Annotated in this window: 13 protein-coding genes and 5 pseudogenes; 17 read left to right on the top strand and 1 reads right to left on the bottom strand. The window is 41.6% G+C overall.

Features of this window, described 5'->3' with window-relative positions:
* The first annotated feature begins 195 nt into the window (after positions 1 to 195).
* From malQ to AEX56_RS00380, 3 genes and pseudogenes are all read left to right on the top strand, one after another.
* A pseudogene (gene malQ / locus AEX56_RS00370) lies at positions 196 to 1,704 on the top strand (4-alpha-glucanotransferase).
* A gap of 46 nt (positions 1,705 to 1,750) precedes the next feature.
* A pseudogene (glgP, locus tag AEX56_RS00375) lies at positions 1,751 to 3,942 on the top strand (glycogen/starch/alpha-glucan family phosphorylase).
* Between the two features lie 118 nt (positions 3,943 to 4,060).
* On the top strand, positions 4,061 to 4,582 hold the full coding sequence (locus AEX56_RS00380) for an ABC transporter permease (RefSeq protein ID WP_049617466.1): 522 nt from the start codon (positions 4,061 to 4,063) through the stop codon (positions 4,580 to 4,582).
* Positions 4,583 to 4,804: 222 nt separating this feature from the next.
* On the opposite strand, the gene argS is transcribed toward AEX56_RS00380, so the two are convergent.
* Complete coding sequence (gene argS, locus AEX56_RS00385; RefSeq protein WP_049617467.1) at positions 4,805 to 6,493, bottom strand: arginine--tRNA ligase; 1,689 nt, start codon at positions 6,491 to 6,493, stop codon at positions 4,805 to 4,807.
* Between the two features lie 115 nt (positions 6,494 to 6,608).
* Here argS and argR point away from each other — a divergent pair, with 115 nt between their 5' ends.
* The 14 genes and pseudogenes from argR to rplC all read left to right on the top strand — a co-directional run bounded on the left by argR (position 6,609) and on the right by rplC (position 19,808).
* Positions 6,609 to 7,052 carry an arginine repressor gene (gene argR, locus AEX56_RS00390; protein WP_049617468.1) on the top strand — a complete coding sequence of 148 codons (444 nt, stop codon included), beginning with the start codon at positions 6,609 to 6,611 and terminating at the stop codon, positions 7,050 to 7,052.
* 10 nt (positions 7,053 to 7,062) lie between these two features.
* Positions 7,063 to 9,533, top strand: a pseudogene (mutS, locus tag AEX56_RS00395) (DNA mismatch repair protein MutS).
* Positions 9,534 to 9,668: 135 nt separating this feature from the next.
* Positions 9,669 to 10,112, top strand: a complete 444-nt coding sequence (locus AEX56_RS00400) for a LytTR family DNA-binding domain-containing protein (protein ID WP_049617469.1) — start codon at positions 9,669 to 9,671, stop codon at positions 10,110 to 10,112.
* Complete coding sequence (locus AEX56_RS00405; protein WP_049617470.1) at positions 10,109 to 10,555, top strand: DUF3021 domain-containing protein; 447 nt, start codon at positions 10,109 to 10,111, stop codon at positions 10,553 to 10,555. The genes AEX56_RS00400 and AEX56_RS00405 overlap by 4 nt, the downstream gene beginning before the upstream one ends.
* Before the next feature lie 57 nt (positions 10,556 to 10,612).
* Complete coding sequence (locus tag AEX56_RS08495; protein WP_160315153.1) at positions 10,613 to 10,789, top strand: hypothetical protein; 177 nt, start codon at positions 10,613 to 10,615, stop codon at positions 10,787 to 10,789.
* A gap of 56 nt (positions 10,790 to 10,845) precedes the next feature.
* A pseudogene (gene mutL / locus AEX56_RS00410) lies at positions 10,846 to 12,713 on the top strand (DNA mismatch repair endonuclease MutL).
* Between the two features lie 90 nt (positions 12,714 to 12,803).
* A complete protein-coding gene (gene ruvA / locus AEX56_RS00415) occupies positions 12,804 to 13,394 on the top strand; it encodes a Holliday junction branch migration protein RuvA (protein WP_049617471.1) in 591 nt (196 codons plus the stop codon).
* 287 nt (positions 13,395 to 13,681) lie between these two features.
* On the top strand, positions 13,682 to 14,242 hold the full coding sequence (locus AEX56_RS00420; RefSeq protein WP_049617472.1) for a DNA-3-methyladenine glycosylase I: 561 nt from the start codon (positions 13,682 to 13,684) through the stop codon (positions 14,240 to 14,242).
* 60 nt (positions 14,243 to 14,302) lie between these two features.
* Positions 14,303 to 14,650, top strand: a complete 348-nt coding sequence (locus AEX56_RS00425; RefSeq protein WP_049617473.1) for a VOC family protein — start codon at positions 14,303 to 14,305, stop codon at positions 14,648 to 14,650.
* Positions 14,651 to 14,985: 335 nt separating this feature from the next.
* A pseudogene (locus AEX56_RS00430) lies at positions 14,986 to 15,851 on the top strand (GRP family sugar transporter).
* 189 nt (positions 15,852 to 16,040) lie between these two features.
* Positions 16,041 to 17,222, top strand: coding sequence for a competence/damage-inducible protein A (locus AEX56_RS00435; RefSeq protein WP_049617474.1), 1,182 nt, complete (start codon positions 16,041 to 16,043; stop codon positions 17,220 to 17,222).
* A 55-nt stretch (positions 17,223 to 17,277) separates the two neighbouring features.
* Entirely contained in the window at positions 17,278 to 18,417 is a 1,140-nt protein-coding gene (gene recA / locus AEX56_RS00440; protein WP_049617475.1) for a recombinase RecA, read from the top strand.
* Positions 18,418 to 18,663: 246 nt separating this feature from the next.
* Positions 18,664 to 18,972, top strand: coding sequence for a 30S ribosomal protein S10 (gene rpsJ, locus AEX56_RS00445; RefSeq protein ID WP_049617476.1), 309 nt, complete (start codon positions 18,664 to 18,666; stop codon positions 18,970 to 18,972).
* 209 nt (positions 18,973 to 19,181) lie between these two features.
* Positions 19,182 to 19,808 (top strand): 50S ribosomal protein L3, encoded by a 627-nt coding sequence (rplC, locus tag AEX56_RS00450; RefSeq protein WP_049617477.1) that lies wholly within the window; start codon positions 19,182 to 19,184, stop codon positions 19,806 to 19,808.
* The last annotated feature ends 10 nt before the right edge of the window (positions 19,809 to 19,818 follow it).

The raw sequence follows: 19,818 nt of genomic DNA on the forward strand, positions 1-19,818 counted from the left end.
GAATGCGCTTGCAAGTGGTTTTTTCGCTTTTTTTGAAAAAAATAAGTTATTATATAGTAGGAAGATTGTCTCTAAAAAATTTTTAGAAAAATTTTCGTTTTTACTTGATTTGTGAGCGCTAACACTATATAATAAAAACAAAGCAAACGTTTGCGCTATTTTTCTTAAACAATCTATTTACTTAGAGGTGTACACATGAAAGAACGTCAGAGTGGTGTGCTCATGCACATTTCTTCTCTATCAGGCAGGTATGGAATTGGCTCATTGGGTCAGGCTGCCTATGACTTTGTAGATTTTTTGGTTCGGACCAAGCAACGCTATTGGCAGATTTTGCCTTTGGATCCTACTAGTTATGGCGATTCGCCTTACCAATCTTTTTCTGCTTTCGCGGGTAATACGCACTTTATTGACTTAGACCTTTTGATTGAGGCAGGTTATTTGACAGAGGCGGATGTGGCGGATGTTCAATTTGGCGACAATCCTCGAGAAGTGGATTATGCACGCATTTTTAATGCGCGTCGTCCCCTTTTGGAAAAGGCTGTCGCTAGCTTTTTAGCAAAAGATGTACCTGCGGGCTATCAAACCTTCCTAGAAGAGCAAGCAGAATGGCTAGACACTTTTGCTGAATACATGGCCATCAAAGAATCTTTTGGCTTGTCTGCTTGGACGGAGTGGGCAGATGATGATATTCGCTTGCGCAAACCAGAAGCTCTTGTTCGCTATCGCGAAAAATTGGCAGATCAAATCAATTATCATCGCGTGACTCAATTTTGGTTCTTTAGCCAGTGGAAAGAGCTCAAAGATTACGCCAATAAAGCTGGTGTTGAATTTGTTGGAGATATGCCGATTTATATCGCAGCGGATTCAGCTGATATGTGGGCAAATCCTCAATTCTTCAAGACGGACAGAGACGGTCGACCAAGTTGTGTCGCAGGTTGCCCGCCAGATGATTTTTCAGCGATCGGCCAACTTTGGGGCAATCCAATCTACGATTGGGATGCTATGAAAGAGGATGGCTTTACTTGGTGGATTGCTCGCTTACGCGAAAGCTTCAAAATCTACGATATGGTGCGGATTGATCACTTTATCGGTTTTGCTTCCTATTGGGAAATTCCTGCTTGAGAAGAAACGGCTGTCAACGGTCGTCGTGTTGAGGCGCCGGGATTTGAGCTCTTTGCAACCATCAAAAAAGAATTGGGTGATCTTAATATCATCGCTGAAGATTTGGGCCCTGTAACTGATCGCGTGATTGAATTGCGTGAAACGACCGGTTTCCCAGGGATGAAAATCTTGCAATTTGCTTTTGATCCGAATGGAGATAGCCAAGAAGCACCACATCATCATCGCAACAATGTCGTGGCCTATACAGGTACACATGACAACAATACAATCCGTGGTTGGTATGAGACAGAAACTACTGCTGAAGGGCGTGCTTATCTTGATAAATATAGCCATCGTGGTCAAGATGAAAGTGTCAATCAAGCACTCTTCCGTCTCTTGTTCTCATCAGTCGCCTTTATGACAGTAGTCACCATGCAAGATTTGCTTGGTTTAGATGGCACTACTCGTATGAATTTACCAAATACGGTCGGTGAGAACTGGGTATGGCGTATGACGGAAAATGAACTGACTCCAGAAATCGAAGAGCAACTCTTGGATTACACGGTCACTTATCGCCGAGAAAATATACTCTTGAAAAAATAAGAGAAAAATCAAAAAACTGTAACAGAAAAACGGGGAAAACTAACTCATGAATTTACAAGAATTTGTCGCTAAAAAATATGACAAGACGATTGCAGCGTGTAGCAACGAAGAACTTTACTGTGCTCTTCTCGAAATGAGCAAGGAAGCAAGTGGTCAAAAACCAACTAATGACAGCAAGAAAAAAGTTTACTACATTTCAGCTGAGTTTTTGATTGGGAAACTTTTATCAAATAATTTGATTAACTTGGGTCTTTATGACGATGTGAAAGCTGAATTGGCTGAGGCTGGTAAAGACTTGATTGAAATTGAAAGCATGGAATTAGAACCATCTCTTGGTAATGGTGGTTTGGGTCGTTTGGCAGCCTGCTTCTTGGATTCGATTGCAACACTTGGTCTGAATGGTGACGGTGTAGGTCTTAACTACCATTTCGGTCTCTTCAAACAAGTATTCAAAGACAACCAACAATTCACTGAACCAAATGAGTGGATCACAGATGAGAGCTGGTTGACGCCATCTACTCGTTCTTACCAAGTTCCATTCGCACATTTTGACTTGGTTTCTACTTTGTACGATATTGATGTGCCAGGTTATAAAACAGCGACTAAAAACCGTCTTCGTCTCTTTGATTTGGGATCAGTAGATAGCTCCCTCATTCATGATGGTATCAACTTTGACAAGACCAATATCTTGAAAAACTTGACACTTTTCCTTTATCCAGATGATTCAGATCGTCAGGGTGAATTGCTCCGTATTTTCCAACAGTACTTTATGGTATCAAATGCTGCTCAGCTCTTGATTGACGAAGCGACTGAAAAAGGTAGCAACTTGCATGACTTGGCAGACTATGCTGTGGTGCAAATCAACGATACTCACCCTTCTATGGTCATCCCAGAACTTATCCGTCTTTTGACTGAGCGTGGTATTGAACTCGACGAAGCCATTGAGATTGTTAAATCTATGACAGCTTACACCAACCATACCATCTTGGCAGAAGCTTTAGAAAAATGGCCGCTTGATTTCTTGGAAGAAGTGGTACCTCACTTAGTACCAATCATCAAAGAATTGGATCGTCGTATCAAAGAGCAAGGTCTTGCTGACAGTGTTCAGATCATTGACGAATCAGGTCGTGTCCACATGGCGCACATGGATATTCACTATGGATACTCTGTAAATGGTGTAGCGGCACTTCACACGGATATCCTCAAAACTTCTGAATTGAAGCCATTCTACGATCTCTACCCAGAAAAATTCAACAACAAAACAAACGGAATTACCTTCCGTCGTTGGTTGATGCACTGTAACTCAAGCTTGACTCATTATTTGGATCAATTGTTGGGTGGCGATTACCATCATGATGCATCTGCCTTGGAAGAGTTCCTCAATTTCAAAGATGATGCAGCAGTCAAAGATAAATTGGAATCTATCAAGTTCCATAACAAACGTAAATTACAACGTTTCTTGGAAGCTCATCAAGGTGTGACGATTAACCCAGATTCTATCTTTGATATCCAAATCAAACGCCTCCACGAGTACAAACGCCAACAAATGAATGCTCTTTATGTTATCCATAAATACTTGGATATCAAAGCTGGCAATATTCCAGCGCGTCCATTGACTGTCTTCTGTCAGAATTGATTGCAAAAGATCCTGAAGTGGCTCCACACTTGCAAGTTGTCATGGTTGAAAACTACAACGTTACTGCAGCTAGCTTCCTCATTCCAGCCGCAGATATTTCAGAGCAAATTTCTCTTGCTTCTAAAGAAGCGTCTGGTACTGGTAACATGAAATTCATGCTTAACGGTGCATTGACATTGGGTACAGAAGACGGTGCCAACGTGGAAATCCATGAATTGGTCGGCGATGAAAATATCTATGTCTCTGGTAAAGATAGCGAGACTGTTATTGATTTGTATGCAAACAATGGCTATGTTTCACGTGAATTTTATGAGCAAGATGCTATCAAACCGCTTGTTGACTTTATCGTAAGCGACGAAGTAGTGGCACTTGGAAATAAAGAACGTTTGGAACGCTTACACAATGAACTAATTGTCAAAGACTGGTTCATGACTCTTCTTGACTTGGAAGACTACATCAAGGTTAAAGAGGAAATGCTTGCGGACTACGAAGACCGCTCAAGCTGGCTTGAAAAAGTTATCGTTAACACTTCTAAGGCAGGTTTCTTCTCAAGTGACCGTACAATTGCACAATACAACGAAGATATTTGGAAATTGGGCTAAACTGACAGATAGGAAAACTAGCTTCGGCTGGTTTTTTTTGTATTTTTTCTTGGAAACACTTGCAATTTTGAGTGTTAAGTATTATACTAGCCATATCATACAATATGGAGGTTTTAATATGAAAAAGTGGACACACTTGTATGTATTTTTAATTTTGTCAGGGATTTCTAGCCTGTATCGTTCATGGACTGTTTTTATGTCTAAATTTGATGAAGCAGGTCTTCGTTCCCAATTTGAAGCAGCGGGAATTCCAATTGACAATGAGATGATTTCCTTTAGCAATGCAGCGTTTCAGTTCCAGACAAATATTGTTAATAAAATATTGGCAGTCATTTTGGTAGTGGCGCTAATAGTTGCTGCTGTTTTCTTAATTCAAAAGAAATTTGAAACAGCATCCTACACTTACATTGGTTACCTTTTTGGAACTTTGATTTTGTCTACTTATAGCTTTATTGGGACAAGAGGATTGACCTCAATTTATACAGATGTAACGGTCCGTAATACTGTTCAAGCAACTATGCTTGGTGGCTATGCTTTGAATATTGTTCTCTTCATCATTTACTTCGGATTGATAATCTTTTTCCATATGCGTAAACCAAAAGCTATGCCAACCTTGGAGCAAAACGCGACGGATATTTAAAATAGGAAGAGAGTGGGATAACAATCGTTCATTGTCATAAAATGGCGATTTCGATTTTGTCTCCACTTTTTTATTTTGAGGTTGAACAGTTGATTAGGTAGCGACCTACCTAATCAACCACCGCATCAAGTGGCTATGATTGAAAAAGCAAAACAAGGCGAGACTGTTGTCCAGCTTCGTTTTTCGCAGAAAAAATCCAGAGATAATCTCTGGATTTTTTGTTTACATTTTTTCTGGGGCTTCTACACCGAGAAGGCGGAGAGATTCTTTAAGGACGAGACCAGTTGCGTAGGCAAGTGCTAGGCGGCTGTCACGTTCTGGGCTTTCATCCAAGATACGCGTATGAGCGTAGTATTTGTTGAAGCTTTGTGCTAAGTTGATGGCATATTTTGCGATTAGTGAAGGATCGTATTTATCTGCTGCGCGTTCAATGGTTGCAGAGAAGCTTTGGAGCAATTTGATGATGTCCCAGCTTTCAGCGTCATTAAGAGCATAAGTAGCAGTTGCGTCGGCTGTAAAGTTAGCTTTGCGTAAGATAGATTGGATACGAGCGTACGCATATTGAACATAAGGTCCAGTTTCGCCTTCAAAGGAAACCATAGCTTCCAAGTCAAAGTCGTAACCGTTGTCGCGGTCTGTCTTCAAGTCGTAGAATTTAACAGCACCGATACCAACTTCTTTTGCAACTTCTTCCTTGTTTTCAAGGTTAGGGTTTTTCTCTTCAATTTGAGCAAGAGCGCGTGAAACAGCTTCATCAAGTGTTGGTTCCAAACGGATGATATTGCCTTTACGTGTAGACAACTTCTTCTTGTTCTTCGTAACCAAACCGAAGGAAACGTGAATCATATCATCTGACCAGTCAAATCCCATTTCTTTCAAGACAGCTTTTAATTGTTTGAAGTGGTGAGATTGTTCTTGACCCACGACATAGATATTTTTCACGAAGTTGAAGGTACGTTGACGGTACATAGCTGTTGCCATATCACGTGTGATGTAAAGTGTGGCACCGTCTGATTTTTTGATCAATGCAGGTGGCAAATCATATTTTTCAAGGTTAACGATTTGTGCCCCTTTTGATTCCTGAAGAAGGTGTTTATCTTCAAGAATTTGAATACCTTCATCCATCTTATCATTGTAAAAGGCCTCACCGTGGAAGTGGTCAAAGCTAACGTTTAATTTGTCGTAGATACGGTTGAATTCCACCAAGCTCTCGTCGCGGAACCATTTCCACAAATCCAAAGCTTCTTGATCGCCATCCTCTAACTTTTTGAACCATTGACGAGCTTGCTCGTCCAATTCTGGATTCTCATCGGCTTCAGCATTAATACGAACATAGAGTTTGAGCAATTCATCGATTGGATTGGCCTCAACAGCGGCTTTATCACCCCAAAGTTTATAGGCCACAATCAACATTCCGAATTGTTTACCCCAGTCACCGAGGTGATTGATACGAATGGCATTGTAGCCAAGTTTTGAATAAATGTGACCAATAGAGTCCGCAATAACGGTTGAACGTAAGTGACCAACTGAGAATGGTTTTGCGATATTTGGACTAGACATATCCAAAGTGACAGTTTCTCCATCCCCGATGTGGAGCTGACCGTAGTCTTCCTTTTCTTCGATAATGGTGTGTAGTACTTCTTTTGAGATAGCAGCTTTATCAAGGAAGAAGTTGATGTAAGGACCAGTGGCTACGACTTTTTCGAAGCCTTCCATGTCTAATTTTTCTACGATATCGCTTGCGATAACTTGCGGTGCTTTTCGTTCTACCTTTGCAAGTGAGAAGGCAGGAAAAGCGATATCTCCCATTTCAGATGATTTTGGTTTTCCAAGTAAGGCATAAATAGCTTGGGCATCTAGACTAGCGATAACAGCGGACAATCTATCAGCAACCAGTTGTTTTTGATTCATAATAAAACCTCCAGTCTTCTTGACTCTATTTTAACACATTTCCCTCCTAATATTATGATAAAAAGAATAAATTTTGATATAATAGGTCTATGTTATGCACTTTGAGGTACTATGAATGAATAAAAATGAACGACATGAGTTAATTCAGGCTATCATTCGTAAGGAAAAAATTAGCCGTCAGATTGATATTCAAGAAGAATTGGAAAAAAGAGAGGTTTCTGTCACTCAGACAACTTTATCGCGTGATTTGCGCGAGATTGGATTGGTTAAGGCCTATGAAAATGGCCGCTCTTATTATGCTCTTTCTGTCAAGGATGAGCAGGAAATTTTCAGTAAACTCCTAGCAGAGTACACCTATAAGGTAGAACGCGCTAGTTTTATCTTGGTTCTTCATTCAGACTTGGGAGAGGCTGCACTTATGGCCAATATTATTGATGCAGAGAAACCGTCTAGCGTCCTTGGGACCATCGCTGGCGCAGACACGCTTTTGGTCATTTGTCGGGATGAAGCGGCAGCCAAATCTGTAGAGGATGAAATCAATCATTTTTTATTAGAATGAGGGAAAGCAGATGACAACAGAAAAAATTTCCCCAGGAATGCAGCAGTATCTGGATATCAAGGGCAAACATCCAGATGCTTTTTTGCTTTTTCGAATGGGTGACTTTTATGAATTATTTTATGAAGACGCGATAGAGGCGGCGCAGATATTAGAGTTGACCTTGACTAGTCGCAACAAAAATGCGGAAAATCCTATTCCCATGGCGGGGGTACCTTATCATGCTGCCCAACAATACATCGAGTAGGTGTGGTCAAGCGTGAAGTGGTTCAAATCATCACGCCGGGGACAGTTGTGGACTCACTTAAGCTAGATGCGGAGAGTAATTTCTTAGTGGCCATTGACAAAGAAGGTATCCGCTATGCACTTGCGTATATGGATGTAGCAACGGGTCAATTCTATGTGACTAGCTTAGATGATTTGTCCGGTGTTTGCAGTGAGATTCGTAATTTGCGAGCGCGTGAAGTTGTGGTAGGATACTCGCTTTCGGAGATGGAGGAAGACTTGCTTTCTCGTCAGATGAATCTGCTCTTATCCTTTGAAGATGAGGCCTTGCTTGAAACGGACTTGATTGACCGCGCCTTAGATTCTTTGGAAAAAAGCTGCGCTGGCAAGCTTTTAAGCTATGTCCATCGGACCCAATTGCGTGACTTGATCCACTTACAAAAAGTTTCTCGCTATGAAATCAAGGACTACTTGCAGATGGATTATGCAACCAAGTCTAGTTTGGATCTGCTAGAAAATGCACGCACAGGCAAAAAACATGGTTCCCTTTATTGGTTCTTGGATGAGACCAAGACGGCCATGGGATTGCGCCTCTTGCGGACTTGGATCGACCGCCCACTGATTGACAAAGAAAAAATTCGTGCGCGTCAGGAGGTGGTGCAAGTTTTCTTGGATTACTTCTTTGAGCGAAGCGACCTGACCGAAAGTCTAAAAGGTGTTTACGATATTGAGCGCTTGGCCAGTCGGGTGTCCTTCGGCAAAACCACTCCTAAAGATCTCTTGCAATTGGCGCATACTCTCGGCAATGTTCCTGTCATTCGTGCTATTTTGGAGCAAATCAATGAGCCTGCTCTGGAAGACTTAGTGGCAAAACTAGATGCTATCCCAGAACTCCACGCTCTGATTAGCTCTGCCATTGATCCAGAAGCCCAGGGCACGATTACCGAGGGGAATATTATTCGGACGGGCTTTGATGAGCGTTTGGATCAATACCGTACAGTCATGCGGGAAGGCACCAGCTGGATTGCTGAAGTGGAAGCTAAGGAACGTGCTGCTTCAGGAATTTCTAATCTGAAAATTGACTATAATAAAAAAGATGGTTACTATTTCCACGTGACCAATTCCAATTTGGCCCATGTGCCTGAGCACTTTTTCCGTAAGGCGACTTTGAAAAATTCGGAGCGCTACGGTACGGAAGAGTTAGCCAAAATCGAAGGCCAAATGTTAGAGGCTCGGGACCATTCGTCCAGTTTAGAATATGAAATCTTCATGCGGGTTCGTCAAGAAGTCGAAAAATACATTGGCCGCTTGCAAGAATTAGCACGGAATTTGGCAACCGTTGATGTCCTTCAGGCCTTTGCTACAGTTTCGGAGCGCCAGCATCTGATTTGCCCAACCTTTACGAATGAGCGGATGATTGAGATTGTTGAGGGACGCCATGCAGTGGTTGAAAAAGTCATGGGAGCTCAATCTTATATTCCTAACTCCATCTTACTAGGGATTGACACTCATGTTCAGCTCATTACAGGACCTAACATGAGCGGTAAATCCACTTATATGCGGCAATTGGCCGTTATCGTAGTCTTGGCTCAAATAGGGGCCTATGTTCCTGCAAAAATGGCAGAGCTACCTGTTTTTGATGCCATTTTCACTCGGATTGGCGCAGCAGACGACTTGGTCAGTGGGCAGTCTACCTTTATGGTTGAAATGATGGAGGCCAACAAAGCCATTCGTCTAGCCACGCCACATTCCCTTATCTTATTTGATGAATTGGGACGCGGAACTGCCACTTATGACGGAATGGCCTTGGCTCAGTCTATCATCGAATATATTCATGAAGAAATTGGAGCCAAAACGCTCTTTGCCACCCACTATCACGAATTGACGCGTCTGAGCGACACCTTGTCACAGCTGGAAAATGTTCATGTTGCGACCTTGGAAGAAAATGGTCAAGTGACTTTCTTGCACAAGATTGCGCCGGGTCCTGCGGACAAGTCTTACGGCATTCACGTGGCCAAGATTGCGGGCATGCCAGAAGGGTTACTTGCGCGTGCGGCTGTCATCTTGCAGCAACTGGAAAGTCAATCTGGGCAGCTCAGCTATTCTTCGGAAAAAGAGAAAATTGGAGAGCCGTCTGGTCAGTTGGACCTTTTTACTCAAGAAAATCCAATTATCGATCGCTTGCGCCAGCTGGATATTTTTAGTTTGACACCACTGGATGCCATGAATATTTTGGCTGATTTGAAGAAAGATTTGTAAAAAGCTCCGCTTAGTGCGGGGCTTTTGCCGTATAGTAAAAGAAATCGACCGCATGCAAAAAAACCATTGCAAGAGCAAGAGAAATAGAGTTTAATAGAGACATCAAATCGATGAGCAAAACCTAGGGGGAGAAAAATGAAAGTTTCGGTAAACATCAGCGACCAATTCACCGAAGATCGTCTTTTAGTTGAAGTCAGGAAAATGACCGACAAAGTTCGAGAAATCGTGGACTTTGTCGAAAAGATGGACCAGCGCCACACCAGTCTGACAGTCAAACAAGGAGAGGAAATTTACGTGGTGCCATTTGCGGATATCTACCAATTGGTTATCATGGACAAGACGCTCTATGTGCGAACAAAAAATCAGGAATTCACATCTAATTTGCGACTTTATCAAGCCAAGGAACTCTTACCAGACAAATTCTTGCAAATATCCCAATCGGAAATCATTAACATTAAATATTTGGATCATCTTCAATTAACCAAAAATGGTTTGATCAAAATCATGCTTAAAAACGGGGAGCATACCTATTCATCTCGTCGTTATCTCAAACCAATCAAGGAGGCTATTGGTATATGAAAAAATACATAAGATCAGCAGCGACAGGGATTGCTGTCGGAACCATCATTTCTATTATCATGTCTGCTCTCTTTTCGGGCAAAACTTACATGCCTATGAATCCATTTTCGACAATAAGGGCTTATTATGTAGCACATTTTAGTCAGGTTCAAATCATGATGATACTAGTCCTTATTTGGGCTAGTATTGGGATTCTTTTTGAAGCAGCAGACCTTATTTTCTCTCAGGATTGGAGCCTCCTGCGTCAGACGGTCGTTCATTTTTTAGTGACGGCTTTTGGTTTTACACCTCTTGCGATTTTGGCGGGGTGGTTTCCTTTGTCGGTCGGTCATCTGCTTAGTTTTCTCATCGAATTTACTCTCATTTATGCTGTGGTATACGCTCTGCAATTTTTCCAGATGCGCCGAAATATTGAGGAAATCAATCAAAGAACGGACAAATAAGTTCTGACCAAATTTCCTTCTTGTGCTATAATGAAGTATCACGTTGAGGAGTGGCTTATGAATCGTTTCCATCTCGGCCTCTATATTTTCTTTTTGGCCTTTAATCTCATTTTTATCGTTTACAACATCTTCACAGGCTTTGAATTCTTTAAAATCCTTTTCCCACTGGTCATTGCACTAGCTTGTGCATGGGGAATTCGTAGCATATTAAAAGAGGAAAAACAGTCCAAGTAAGGGCTGTTTTTTGCTTTGTGTTATAATGGAAATAAGAATCTATCAGGAAGAAAATTATGACAAACATTATTGAATTACCAGAAATTTTGGCCAACCAAATTGCGGCTGGGGAGGTTATTGAGCGCCCCGCTAGCGTTGTCAAAGAGTTGGTGGAAAATGCTATTGATGCAGGAAGTAGCCAGATTACGGTCTCTATTGAAGAATCTGGTCTCAAGAAAATTGAGATTATTGACAACGGGGAAGGAATTCTGCCAAACGAGGTAAAGCTGGCTTTGCGCCGTCATGCTACTAGCAAACTCAAAAGTCAAGCGGACCTCTTTCGTATCCGTACACTAGGTTTTCGTGGCGAGGCCCTGCCCTCTATTGCCTCCGTCAGCAAGCTGACCATTGAAACAGCGACGGATCAAGTGGCCCGTGGTCTGCGCCTCGTTTCCAAAGGTGGTCAAGTGGAAGAGCAGGAAAAAATCAGTCGTCCAGTTGGCACTCAGATTATTGTAGAAGACTTGTTCTACAATACGCCTGCACGTCTGAAATATATTAAAAGTCAGCAAGCGGAGTTGTCCCACATTGCGGACGTGGTAAATCGTCTGGGTTTGGCTCATCCTGAGATTGCTTTTGTATTGATTAATGAAGGGCGCGTGTTATTAGAAACAGCAGGAACCAAGGATTTGCGTCAAGCCATTGCTGGTGTTTATGGCTTAGCTTCTGCTAAAAAAATGATTGAAATCGGCGCTGAAACCCTGGACTTCCAAGTGTCGGGTTATGTTTCCTTACCAGAATTGACTCGTGCCAATCGCAACTATATCAGTATTTTCATCAACGGTCGCTACATCAAAAATTTCTTGCTCAATCGGGCTATTTTGGATGGCTATGGCTCCAAACTCATGGTGGGACGTTTTCCGCTTGCGGTGATCGATATTCAGATTGATCCCTATTTGGCCGATGTCAATGTCCATCCGACCAAGCAGGAAGTGCGGATTTCCAAGGAAAAAGAACTGATGTACTTGATTCGTGAGGCCATTGGTCAAGCGCTCAAAGAGCAAGAGTTGATTCCCGATGCTTTGGAAAATTTGGCAAAATCTAGTGAGCAAAAACTACCAAAACCTGTTCAAACCAGTCTGCCACTTCAGCAGCCCAATCTTTATTACGATGCAGAAAAGCAAGATTTTTTCACCAAGCTACGAGAAAATGTCGTCGCTGAGGAGATAAAACCTTTTGAAGAGGGAAAAGAAGAATCTAAAACTGCCTCTGTTAAAATAGCGGAACGGACCAGTCAGGATTCGCTGGATCAGCATGGCGGGTTGGACTTGAAAAACAAGAAGAAACTGACGTATCTGGTGGAACAGTTAGAAAATGAAGAAGCCTCAACCTTTCCAGAATTGGAGTATTTTGGACAAATGCATGGAACTTATCTCTTTGCTCAAGGCAAAACAGGACTTTACATCATTGATCAGCATGCCGCCCAAGAGCGCGTCAAATATGAATATTACCGTGAAAAAATTGGGGAGGTGGACAGTAGTCTCCAGCAATTATTGGTGCCCTATTTGTTTGAGTTTTCGCCAGCAGATTTCATCAGCTTGCAAGAAAAAATACCCCTTTTGCAGCAGGTTGGTATTGGCTTAGAGACCTATGGGTTTACGAAATGTGTGACATGTTGCTCTTGACCGACCAAGTATCTGTCAAAACCTATCGGGCGGAATTGGCGATTATGATGTCCTGCAAGCGATCTATTAAAGCCAATCATAGCTTAGACGAAACTTCAGCTCGGCATTTGTTGGTCCAATTGGCGCAATGCAAAAACCCTTATAATTGCCCGCATGGACGACCTGTCCTAGTCCATTTTACGACAGGAGACATGGAAAAAATGTTCCGCCGCATTCAGGAAAATCATACTAGCCTGCGCGAACTAGGGAAATATGAATAAGATATTCCGTTTCCTAAACGTTCTTTTCCACTTTATTATAGAAAGAAAGGAAATAAAATCGCACTTTTTGTGAATTTATCATCTTAAATCATGTACGATTACATAAAAGGAACACTGACAAAAATTACAGCCAAATATATTGTTGTCGAGGTAGGAGGTCTTGGTTACATTTTGAACGTAGCCAATCCTTATTCATTTTCAGACCAGGTCAACCAGACCGTTCAGATTTACCTCCATCAGGTTATTCGCGAGGATGCGCACCTGCTTTTTGGTTTTCACTCTGAAGAAGAGAAGGATGTCTTTTTAAAGCTCATCTCAGTCTCGGGTATTGGTCCTACGACCGCGCTAGCTATTGTCGCCGTTGATGACAATGCAGGCTTGGTGGCTGCCATCGATAACAGCGATATTAAATACCTCATGAAATTCCCAAAAATCGGGAAGAAAACGGCCCAGCAAATGATTTTGGACTTGGCGGGTAAATTTGTCGAAGCTCCTATGGAAAATGGCAAAGCTACTAAAGCAGCAAGTGCTACCAACGAGCCCCTCGAAGAAGCCATGGAAGCTCTCTTAGCCCTTGGCTACAAAGCAGCAGAGCTTAAGAAAATTAAAGCCTTCTTTGAAGGCACCAACGAAACTGCTGAGAGTTACATCAAATCAGCTCTTAAAATGCTGATGAAATAATAAGATATGAGAGCGTAACAAACCAAGTGAAAATAGAAAATCTGTTGAAGACGCTTGCGTCTAGATAGATTGGTCTTTTTCATACAGTTTGTAGCTCGAATTCAATTCATTAAATAATAAGATACAAAGGACGCAAAAAGCGATCGAAAATTAGGAATCTGTCCTGAAATCTTGATTTAGGTGACAGATTATCTATTTTCCAAGCTTTTAGTCCGTGTTCAGTTTAAAGGCATAAAATTTGATGATTAAATGCAATTTCTCAGATAAAAATTTAAAAAGGAGTCCATATGAAGCGCTGTGCTTGGACAGACAACTACAAACCAAATCCCTTGATGACGGCTTATCATGACAAGGAATGGGGCAAACCCCTCCATGATGATCAATCCCTTTTTGAGTTGCTTTCTTTAGAGATGTTTCAAGCTGGGCTATCATGGGAAACGGTTCTCAATAAACGCGCTGCTTTTCAATTGGCATTCCACGATTTTGACATTATAACGGTTGCCCAAATGACGGATGAACAGCTGGAAGCTTTATTACAGAATCCAGCCATTATCCGCAATCGCATGAAAGTTTATGCCTGTCGTACCAATGCGCAGGAAATTTTAAAAATTCAAGCTGCGTTTGGTTCCTTCGATACTTATATCTGGTCTTTTGCAGATGGGAAAACCATTGACCACCAGATTATAGACCCATCGCAGATCCCAGCACAGAATCAATTGTCGCAGCATATCTCAAAAGTAATGAAAAAGCGTGGTTTCAAGTTCATCGGTCCCACCATCATCTATTCCTATTTGCAAGCTGCTGGTCTTATCAATGATCATGAAGTGGCTTGTGAATTCAGGATTTAAAACTTTCGTCTCTTCCGTTCTTTTGGAATCATTTGATAAAAATCACTTAAAGGAGCTACTATGAATCTTAATCAAACTGATCTCCTTGTATCCCATGTTGCTCAAGCGACAGCCCAGCTAAAGATTGCCTTGGACATTCAGCCAGATTATGCTGATGAGCATTTTGCACAATTCACCATTGGCCAACATTGCTTGATGCTCACGGACAAAGCTCCTGTTCCAATGACACCTATTCATTCGGGAACTATTTTGCATTTCCAAGTGGAAAATGTTGATCAAGAGTTAGAGCGATTGAAAGCTGCAGGACAGACTGTTCTTTGTGGGCCGCAAAAGATGGATTGGGGAACCTATTCTCTCTTGATTCAAGGACCAGACCAAATCGTATTGGATTTCTATAGCTTTGTGTAAGGAGGACTAAAATGCACTACTGGTTATATTAGCTCAACATCGTTGGATCAAGAGAGAGCGGTTGCTGAATTCAACCATTGTCTGCAGAAGATTACCGCTTTTACGCATCGGAAGCGTGAGACGATTATTCTTGCTGGCAATCAAATTATTCTATCAGGAGATCCTGATGGAATTTTTGTTTTTTTAAAAAGGGAAATACCTGATGGAGCAGGATAATAATTAACAGCTCCCCTTCTTCTTAATGAAAACGAATAAAATTTTCACGATCTTATCTAGTTTTAGGGACATTTTTTGTTATAATAGAACTTTGTGTAGCATCATTTTAGGAGGAAGAAATGTTAAGTATTCTGTATGCCCTAGTTCCTATGATTACTTGGGGTAGTATTGGTTTAGTTGGTAACCGTATCGGTGGTCGTCCTAATCAGCAGACATTGGGCCATGACCTTTGGAGCTCTGCTATTTTCAGCAGTGGTATGGTTGGTTCTTAGGCCTGCCTTGACACCTAGTCTTTGGTTTTTTGGAATCTTGGGAGGTGTCTTGTGGTCGGTTGGTCAAAATTATCAATTTCAATCGATGAAGTATATGGGAGTGTCTGTTGCAAATCCATTATCAAGTGGTGCTCAGCTCCTTTTAGGAAGTCTTATCGGAGAGGTCGTCTTCAAAGAGTGGTTTGAAACGATTCATTTTGTACTTGGAATTCCTGCACTTTTATTACTGGTAACTGGTTTTTACTTTATTAGTAAAAAAGATGTGACAGTGGCTTCTGATTCAGGTCCAAGAGATTACAAGAGAGGATTTCTTGCTCTTATTTATTCAACAGCAGGCTACTTGTCTTTCATTATTTTGTTTAACAACATTTTATCCGTCAATGCGCTGGTTATCATTTTTCCGATGGCAATCGGGATGGTGATTGGTGCAATCAGCTTTATGCACTTCAATGTGGAATTTGTCCCAGTTGTACTCAAAAATATGATTGTCGGTGTCATGTGGGCCTTGGGAAATGTCTTTATGTTCTTATCAGCTGCTGCAGGTGGACTAGCCATTGCTTTTAGTTTCTCACAACTAGGCGTCATCATTTCGGTTATTGGTGGTATCCTTTTCCTTGGGGAGACTAAAAACTCCCAAGGAGAAAAAATGGATCACTATCGGAATTGCCTGTTTTGTGGCAGGAGCTCTCTTGCTAGGTGCCTTAAAAGCATAACGCGGGTTAAACTTAAACACTCCTTGCTATCATAAATAGTTTTATTTCACGAAAGTTTTGATGTTTTTCTAAACCGGTAAGGATTGTTGTTTATTCACCTACAGTTTTCTATATTCAAAAAGTAGCACATTCGCTACTTTTTTTGCTACAATGAAATCAATTTACGAATAGATAGATGAGGAGGTCAATATGAGAGCAGAGTTGATCGCGGTAGGGACGGAAATTTTAACAGGACAAATCGTTAATACTAACGCACAATTTTTGTCGGAAAAAATGGCAGAGCTGGGTATTGATGTCTATTTTCATACAGCTGTCGGTGACAACGAAGCACGTCTTTTATCTGTTTTAGAAGTTGCTAGTTCGCGCAGCGAGATGGTCCTTCTCTGTGGTGGTTTAGGTCCTACCGATGATGATTTGACCAAGCAAACACTGGCGAAATTTTTAAAACGAGACCTTATAATAGACCCAGAAGCAATGGAAAAACTGGACCAATTTTTTGCCAGTCGTCCAGGTTGCTTGCGAACTCCAAATAATGATCGGCAGGCTCAGCTAATTGAAGGGAGTACTCCTCTACAAAACCCAACAGGATTAGCTGTCGGAAGTTTGCTGGAAGAAAATGGAGTGACCTATATCGTTCTGCCTGGACCTCCAAGCGAGCTAAAAGCTATGTTTCAACAAAGTTTGGAACCGCTATTGTCGAAAAACAAGCAGACGCTCTATTCCCGTGTTCTACGCTTTTTTGGAATTGGAGAAAGTCAATTAGTAACAGTCTTGGCAGATTTGATTGAAGAACAGACGGATCCAACCCTGTCCCCTTACGCTAAAACAGGCGAAGTAACCCTCCGACTATCTACGAAAGCAAAAACAGGAATTGAAGCTCAGGAAAAATTAGATGAACTAGAAGAAGAGATTCTGAAGCGAGAACAACTGGCTACTTATATGTATGGTTATGGGGAAGACAATAGTTTGGCTAAAGTTGCGGCAGAAAAATTAGAGGTTGATCAACACACCATCGCTATCGTTGAAGAATTTACAGCAGGGCGGTTATGTTCTCAATTGATTAATTCTTTGAAGGATGATAAGTGTTTGCTGGATAGTCGATTCGTGACACAGGTCAATAGGAGCGAGGACGAGGCGTGCGACTTGGCAAAAATGATTCGCATGAAGGAGGGCGCGGAAATTGGTTTAGCAATAGTAGGGCAAATAAATCCCTCTATGGACGAAAGTTTAGCACAAGTGACCGTGTTTATAGCCCTAGCAAATGAACATCACACGATGGTTCACCGAGTTCAATTGGGAGGGTATCACTTGAAAACTCTTCGTCAAATTGCTTGCCTACACACTTTTGATGCCATACGTAAGAGTTTATAAAAAGCAAAAAATTTGCTATAATAATAAAATTGAATAGAAACATAGGAGAAAGAAATTGGCTAAAAAAACTAGTAAAAAATTAGAAGACATTACCAAGAAGTTTGGTGATGAACGTAGAAAAGCCTTGGATGATGCCCTGAAAAATATCGAAAAGGATTTTGGTAAGGGAGCTATCATGCGTTTGGGCGAACGCGCTGAGCAAAAAGTACAAGTCCAAAGTTCAGGTAGCTTGTCTATCGATATCGCGCTTGGTGCAGGCGGTTATCCGAAAGGTCGTATCATCGAAATCTATGGTCCGGAGTCTTCTGGTAAAACAACCGTTGCCCTCCATGCTGTAGCGCAAGCACAAAAAGAGGGAGGTATTGCTGCCTTTATTGATGCGGAACATGCCCTTGACCCTGCTTACGCTGCTGCTCTTGGTGTCAATATCGATGAATTACTCTTGTCACAGCCTGACTCAGGTGAGCAAGGCCTTGAAATCGCCGGGAAATTGATTGATTCTGGTGCAGTTGATTTGGTCGTGGTCGATTCTGTTGCGGCACTCGTACCACGTGCGGAAATTGATGGAGATATCGGAGACAGCCATGTTGGTCTGCAAGCTCGTATGATGAGTCAAGCCATGCGTAAGCTTTCAGCCTCTATCAACAAAACAAAGACTATTGCTATCTTTATTAACCAATTGCGCGAAAAAGTTGGTGTGATGTTTGGGAATCCGGAAACAACTCCTGGTGGACGTGCTCTTAAATTCTATGCATCTGTCCGTATGGATGTTCGTGGAAACACACAAATCAAGGGTTCAGGTGACCAAAAAGACCAAAATGTTGGTAAAGAAACCAAAGTTAAAATTGTTAAAAACAAGGTTGCGCCACCATTTAAAGAAGCTTTTGTGGAAATCATGTATGGTGAAGGAATTTCACGTACGGGTGAGTTGATTACAATCGGTAGCGATTTGGGAACCATTCAAAAAGCTGGCGCCTGGTATTCTTACAACGGTGAGAAGATTGGTCAAGGATCTGAAAATGCTAAGAAATTCTTGGCAGAAAATCCAGAAATCTTTGATGAAATTGACCGCAAGATTCGTATTCATTATGGACTCATTGAGGATGATACGCCAGAAGTAGAAGTAGTGGAGGAGTCACCAGAAATGCAAGATGTTGTTCTTGATTTAGAAGGTGGTATTGAGTTAGAAGATTAATTTTCTTCTATAAATACTATAAGAGAATTCTGCAGCAGCTATCTGTTGCAGAATTTTTTGTAAAATATTGCTTAAAATCCTTGCAATGGTGCAGCAGTTCTGCTATACTATTTTGGTGCCGTAAAAATTACGGCTGTAGCTTTGATGCAAGAGGTTGCGACACGCTCGGTTGCATCGCCACGTGACTCGTGTTGGTTTTCTTGTGGAGCTAGCCTATTATCTTAAATAGACGAAAAGGAGAATAAGATGGCAAATAAAAAAATCCGCATCCGCTTGAAAGCGTACGAACACCGTACACTTGATACAGCTGCTGCAAAAATCGTAGAAACTGCTACACGTACAGGTGCAGAAGTTGCAGGTCCAGTACCACTTCCAACTGAACGTAGTCTCTACACAATTATTCGTGCGACTCACAAATATAAAGATTCTCGCGAACAATTTGAAATGCGTACGCACAAACGTTTGATCGACATCATCAACCCAACTCAAAAAACAGTTGAGGCTTTGATGAAATTGGATCTTCCAAGTGGTGTAAACGTAGAAATTAAACTTTAATCAGCTGGATACGACTGAGTAAAGCGAGTGTTCTAAATTGAACGCAGGCTAAACTCTGCGTGAAAAAGATAAATCTTCCTAGAAACTTCAGTTTCTTCGTCGGATTTCCTATTTTCGTCTTGAGTTTGACGCCTTTAGTATCTACTATTTGAGCACGAAAAACGCTCGTTAAAAACTTTTTAATATAAAGAAAAGGAAATTATTTTCTCATGACAAAAGGAATCTTAGGGAAAAAAGTGGGAATGACTCAAATCTTCACTGAAGCTGGTGAATTTATCCCTGTTACTGTCATCGAAGCAACTCCAAACGTTGTTCTTCAAGTGAAAACTGTTGAAACAGACGGCTACGCTGCTGTTCAAGTCGGTTTTGATGACAAACGCGAAGTGTTGAGCAACAAACCTGCCAAAGGCCATGTAGCTAAAGCTAACACAGCTCCTAAGCGCTTCATTCGTGAATTTAAAAACATTGAAGGCTTAGAAGTTGGTGCAGAAATCACTGTAGACACATTCGCAGCCGGCGATGTTGTGGATGTAACTGGTACATCTAAAGGTAAAGGTTTCCAAGGTGTTATCAAACGCCATGGCCAATCACGTGGTCCTATGGCTCACGGTTCTCGTTACCACCGTCGTCCAGGTTCAATGGGACCTGTTGCACCTAACCGTGTATTCAAAGGTAAAAACCTTGCAGGACGTATGGGTGGCAACCGTGTAACAATTCAAAACCTTGAAATTGTACAAGTTGTCCCAGAAAAGAACGTTATCCTTATCAAAGGTAACGTACCAGGTGCTAAGAAATCTCTTATCACTATCAAATCAGCAGCTAAAGCTGCTAAATAATAAGGAAAGG

The sequence above is a fragment of the Streptococcus sp. X13SY08 genome, from assembly GCF_001182825.2.
GTDB lineage: Bacteria > Bacillota > Bacilli > Lactobacillales > Streptococcaceae > Streptococcus.

Excerpts from the sequence above, each read along its gene's own strand:
- AEX56_RS00425 (WP_049617473.1), top strand. The coding sequence starts at position 14,303 with ATGAATCTTAATCAAACTGATCTCCTTGTATCCCATGTTGCTCAAGCG.
- AEX56_RS00400 (WP_049617469.1), top strand. The coding sequence starts at position 9,669 with ATGAAAGTTTCGGTAAACATCAGCGACCAATTCACCGAAGATCGTCTT.
- rpsJ (WP_049617476.1), top strand. The coding sequence starts at position 18,664 with ATGGCAAATAAAAAAATCCGCATCCGCTTGAAAGCGTACGAACACCGT.
- AEX56_RS00405 (WP_049617470.1), top strand. The coding sequence starts at position 10,109 with ATGAAAAAATACATAAGATCAGCAGCGACAGGGATTGCTGTCGGAACC.
- argS (WP_049617467.1), bottom strand. The coding sequence starts at position 6,493 with ATGAATCAAAAACAACTGGTTGCTGATAGATTGTCCGCTGTTATCGCT.
- ruvA (WP_049617471.1), top strand. The coding sequence starts at position 12,804 with ATGTACGATTACATAAAAGGAACACTGACAAAAATTACAGCCAAATAT.
- AEX56_RS00420 (WP_049617472.1), top strand. The coding sequence starts at position 13,682 with ATGAAGCGCTGTGCTTGGACAGACAACTACAAACCAAATCCCTTGATG.
- AEX56_RS00380 (WP_049617466.1), top strand. The coding sequence starts at position 4,061 with ATGAAAAAGTGGACACACTTGTATGTATTTTTAATTTTGTCAGGGATT.
- rplC (WP_049617477.1), top strand. The coding sequence starts at position 19,182 with ATGACAAAAGGAATCTTAGGGAAAAAAGTGGGAATGACTCAAATCTTC.
- AEX56_RS08495 (WP_160315153.1), top strand. The coding sequence starts at position 10,613 with ATGAATCGTTTCCATCTCGGCCTCTATATTTTCTTTTTGGCCTTTAAT.
- argR (WP_049617468.1), top strand. The coding sequence starts at position 6,609 with ATGAATAAAAATGAACGACATGAGTTAATTCAGGCTATCATTCGTAAG.
- AEX56_RS00435 (WP_049617474.1), top strand. The coding sequence starts at position 16,041 with ATGAGAGCAGAGTTGATCGCGGTAGGGACGGAAATTTTAACAGGACAA.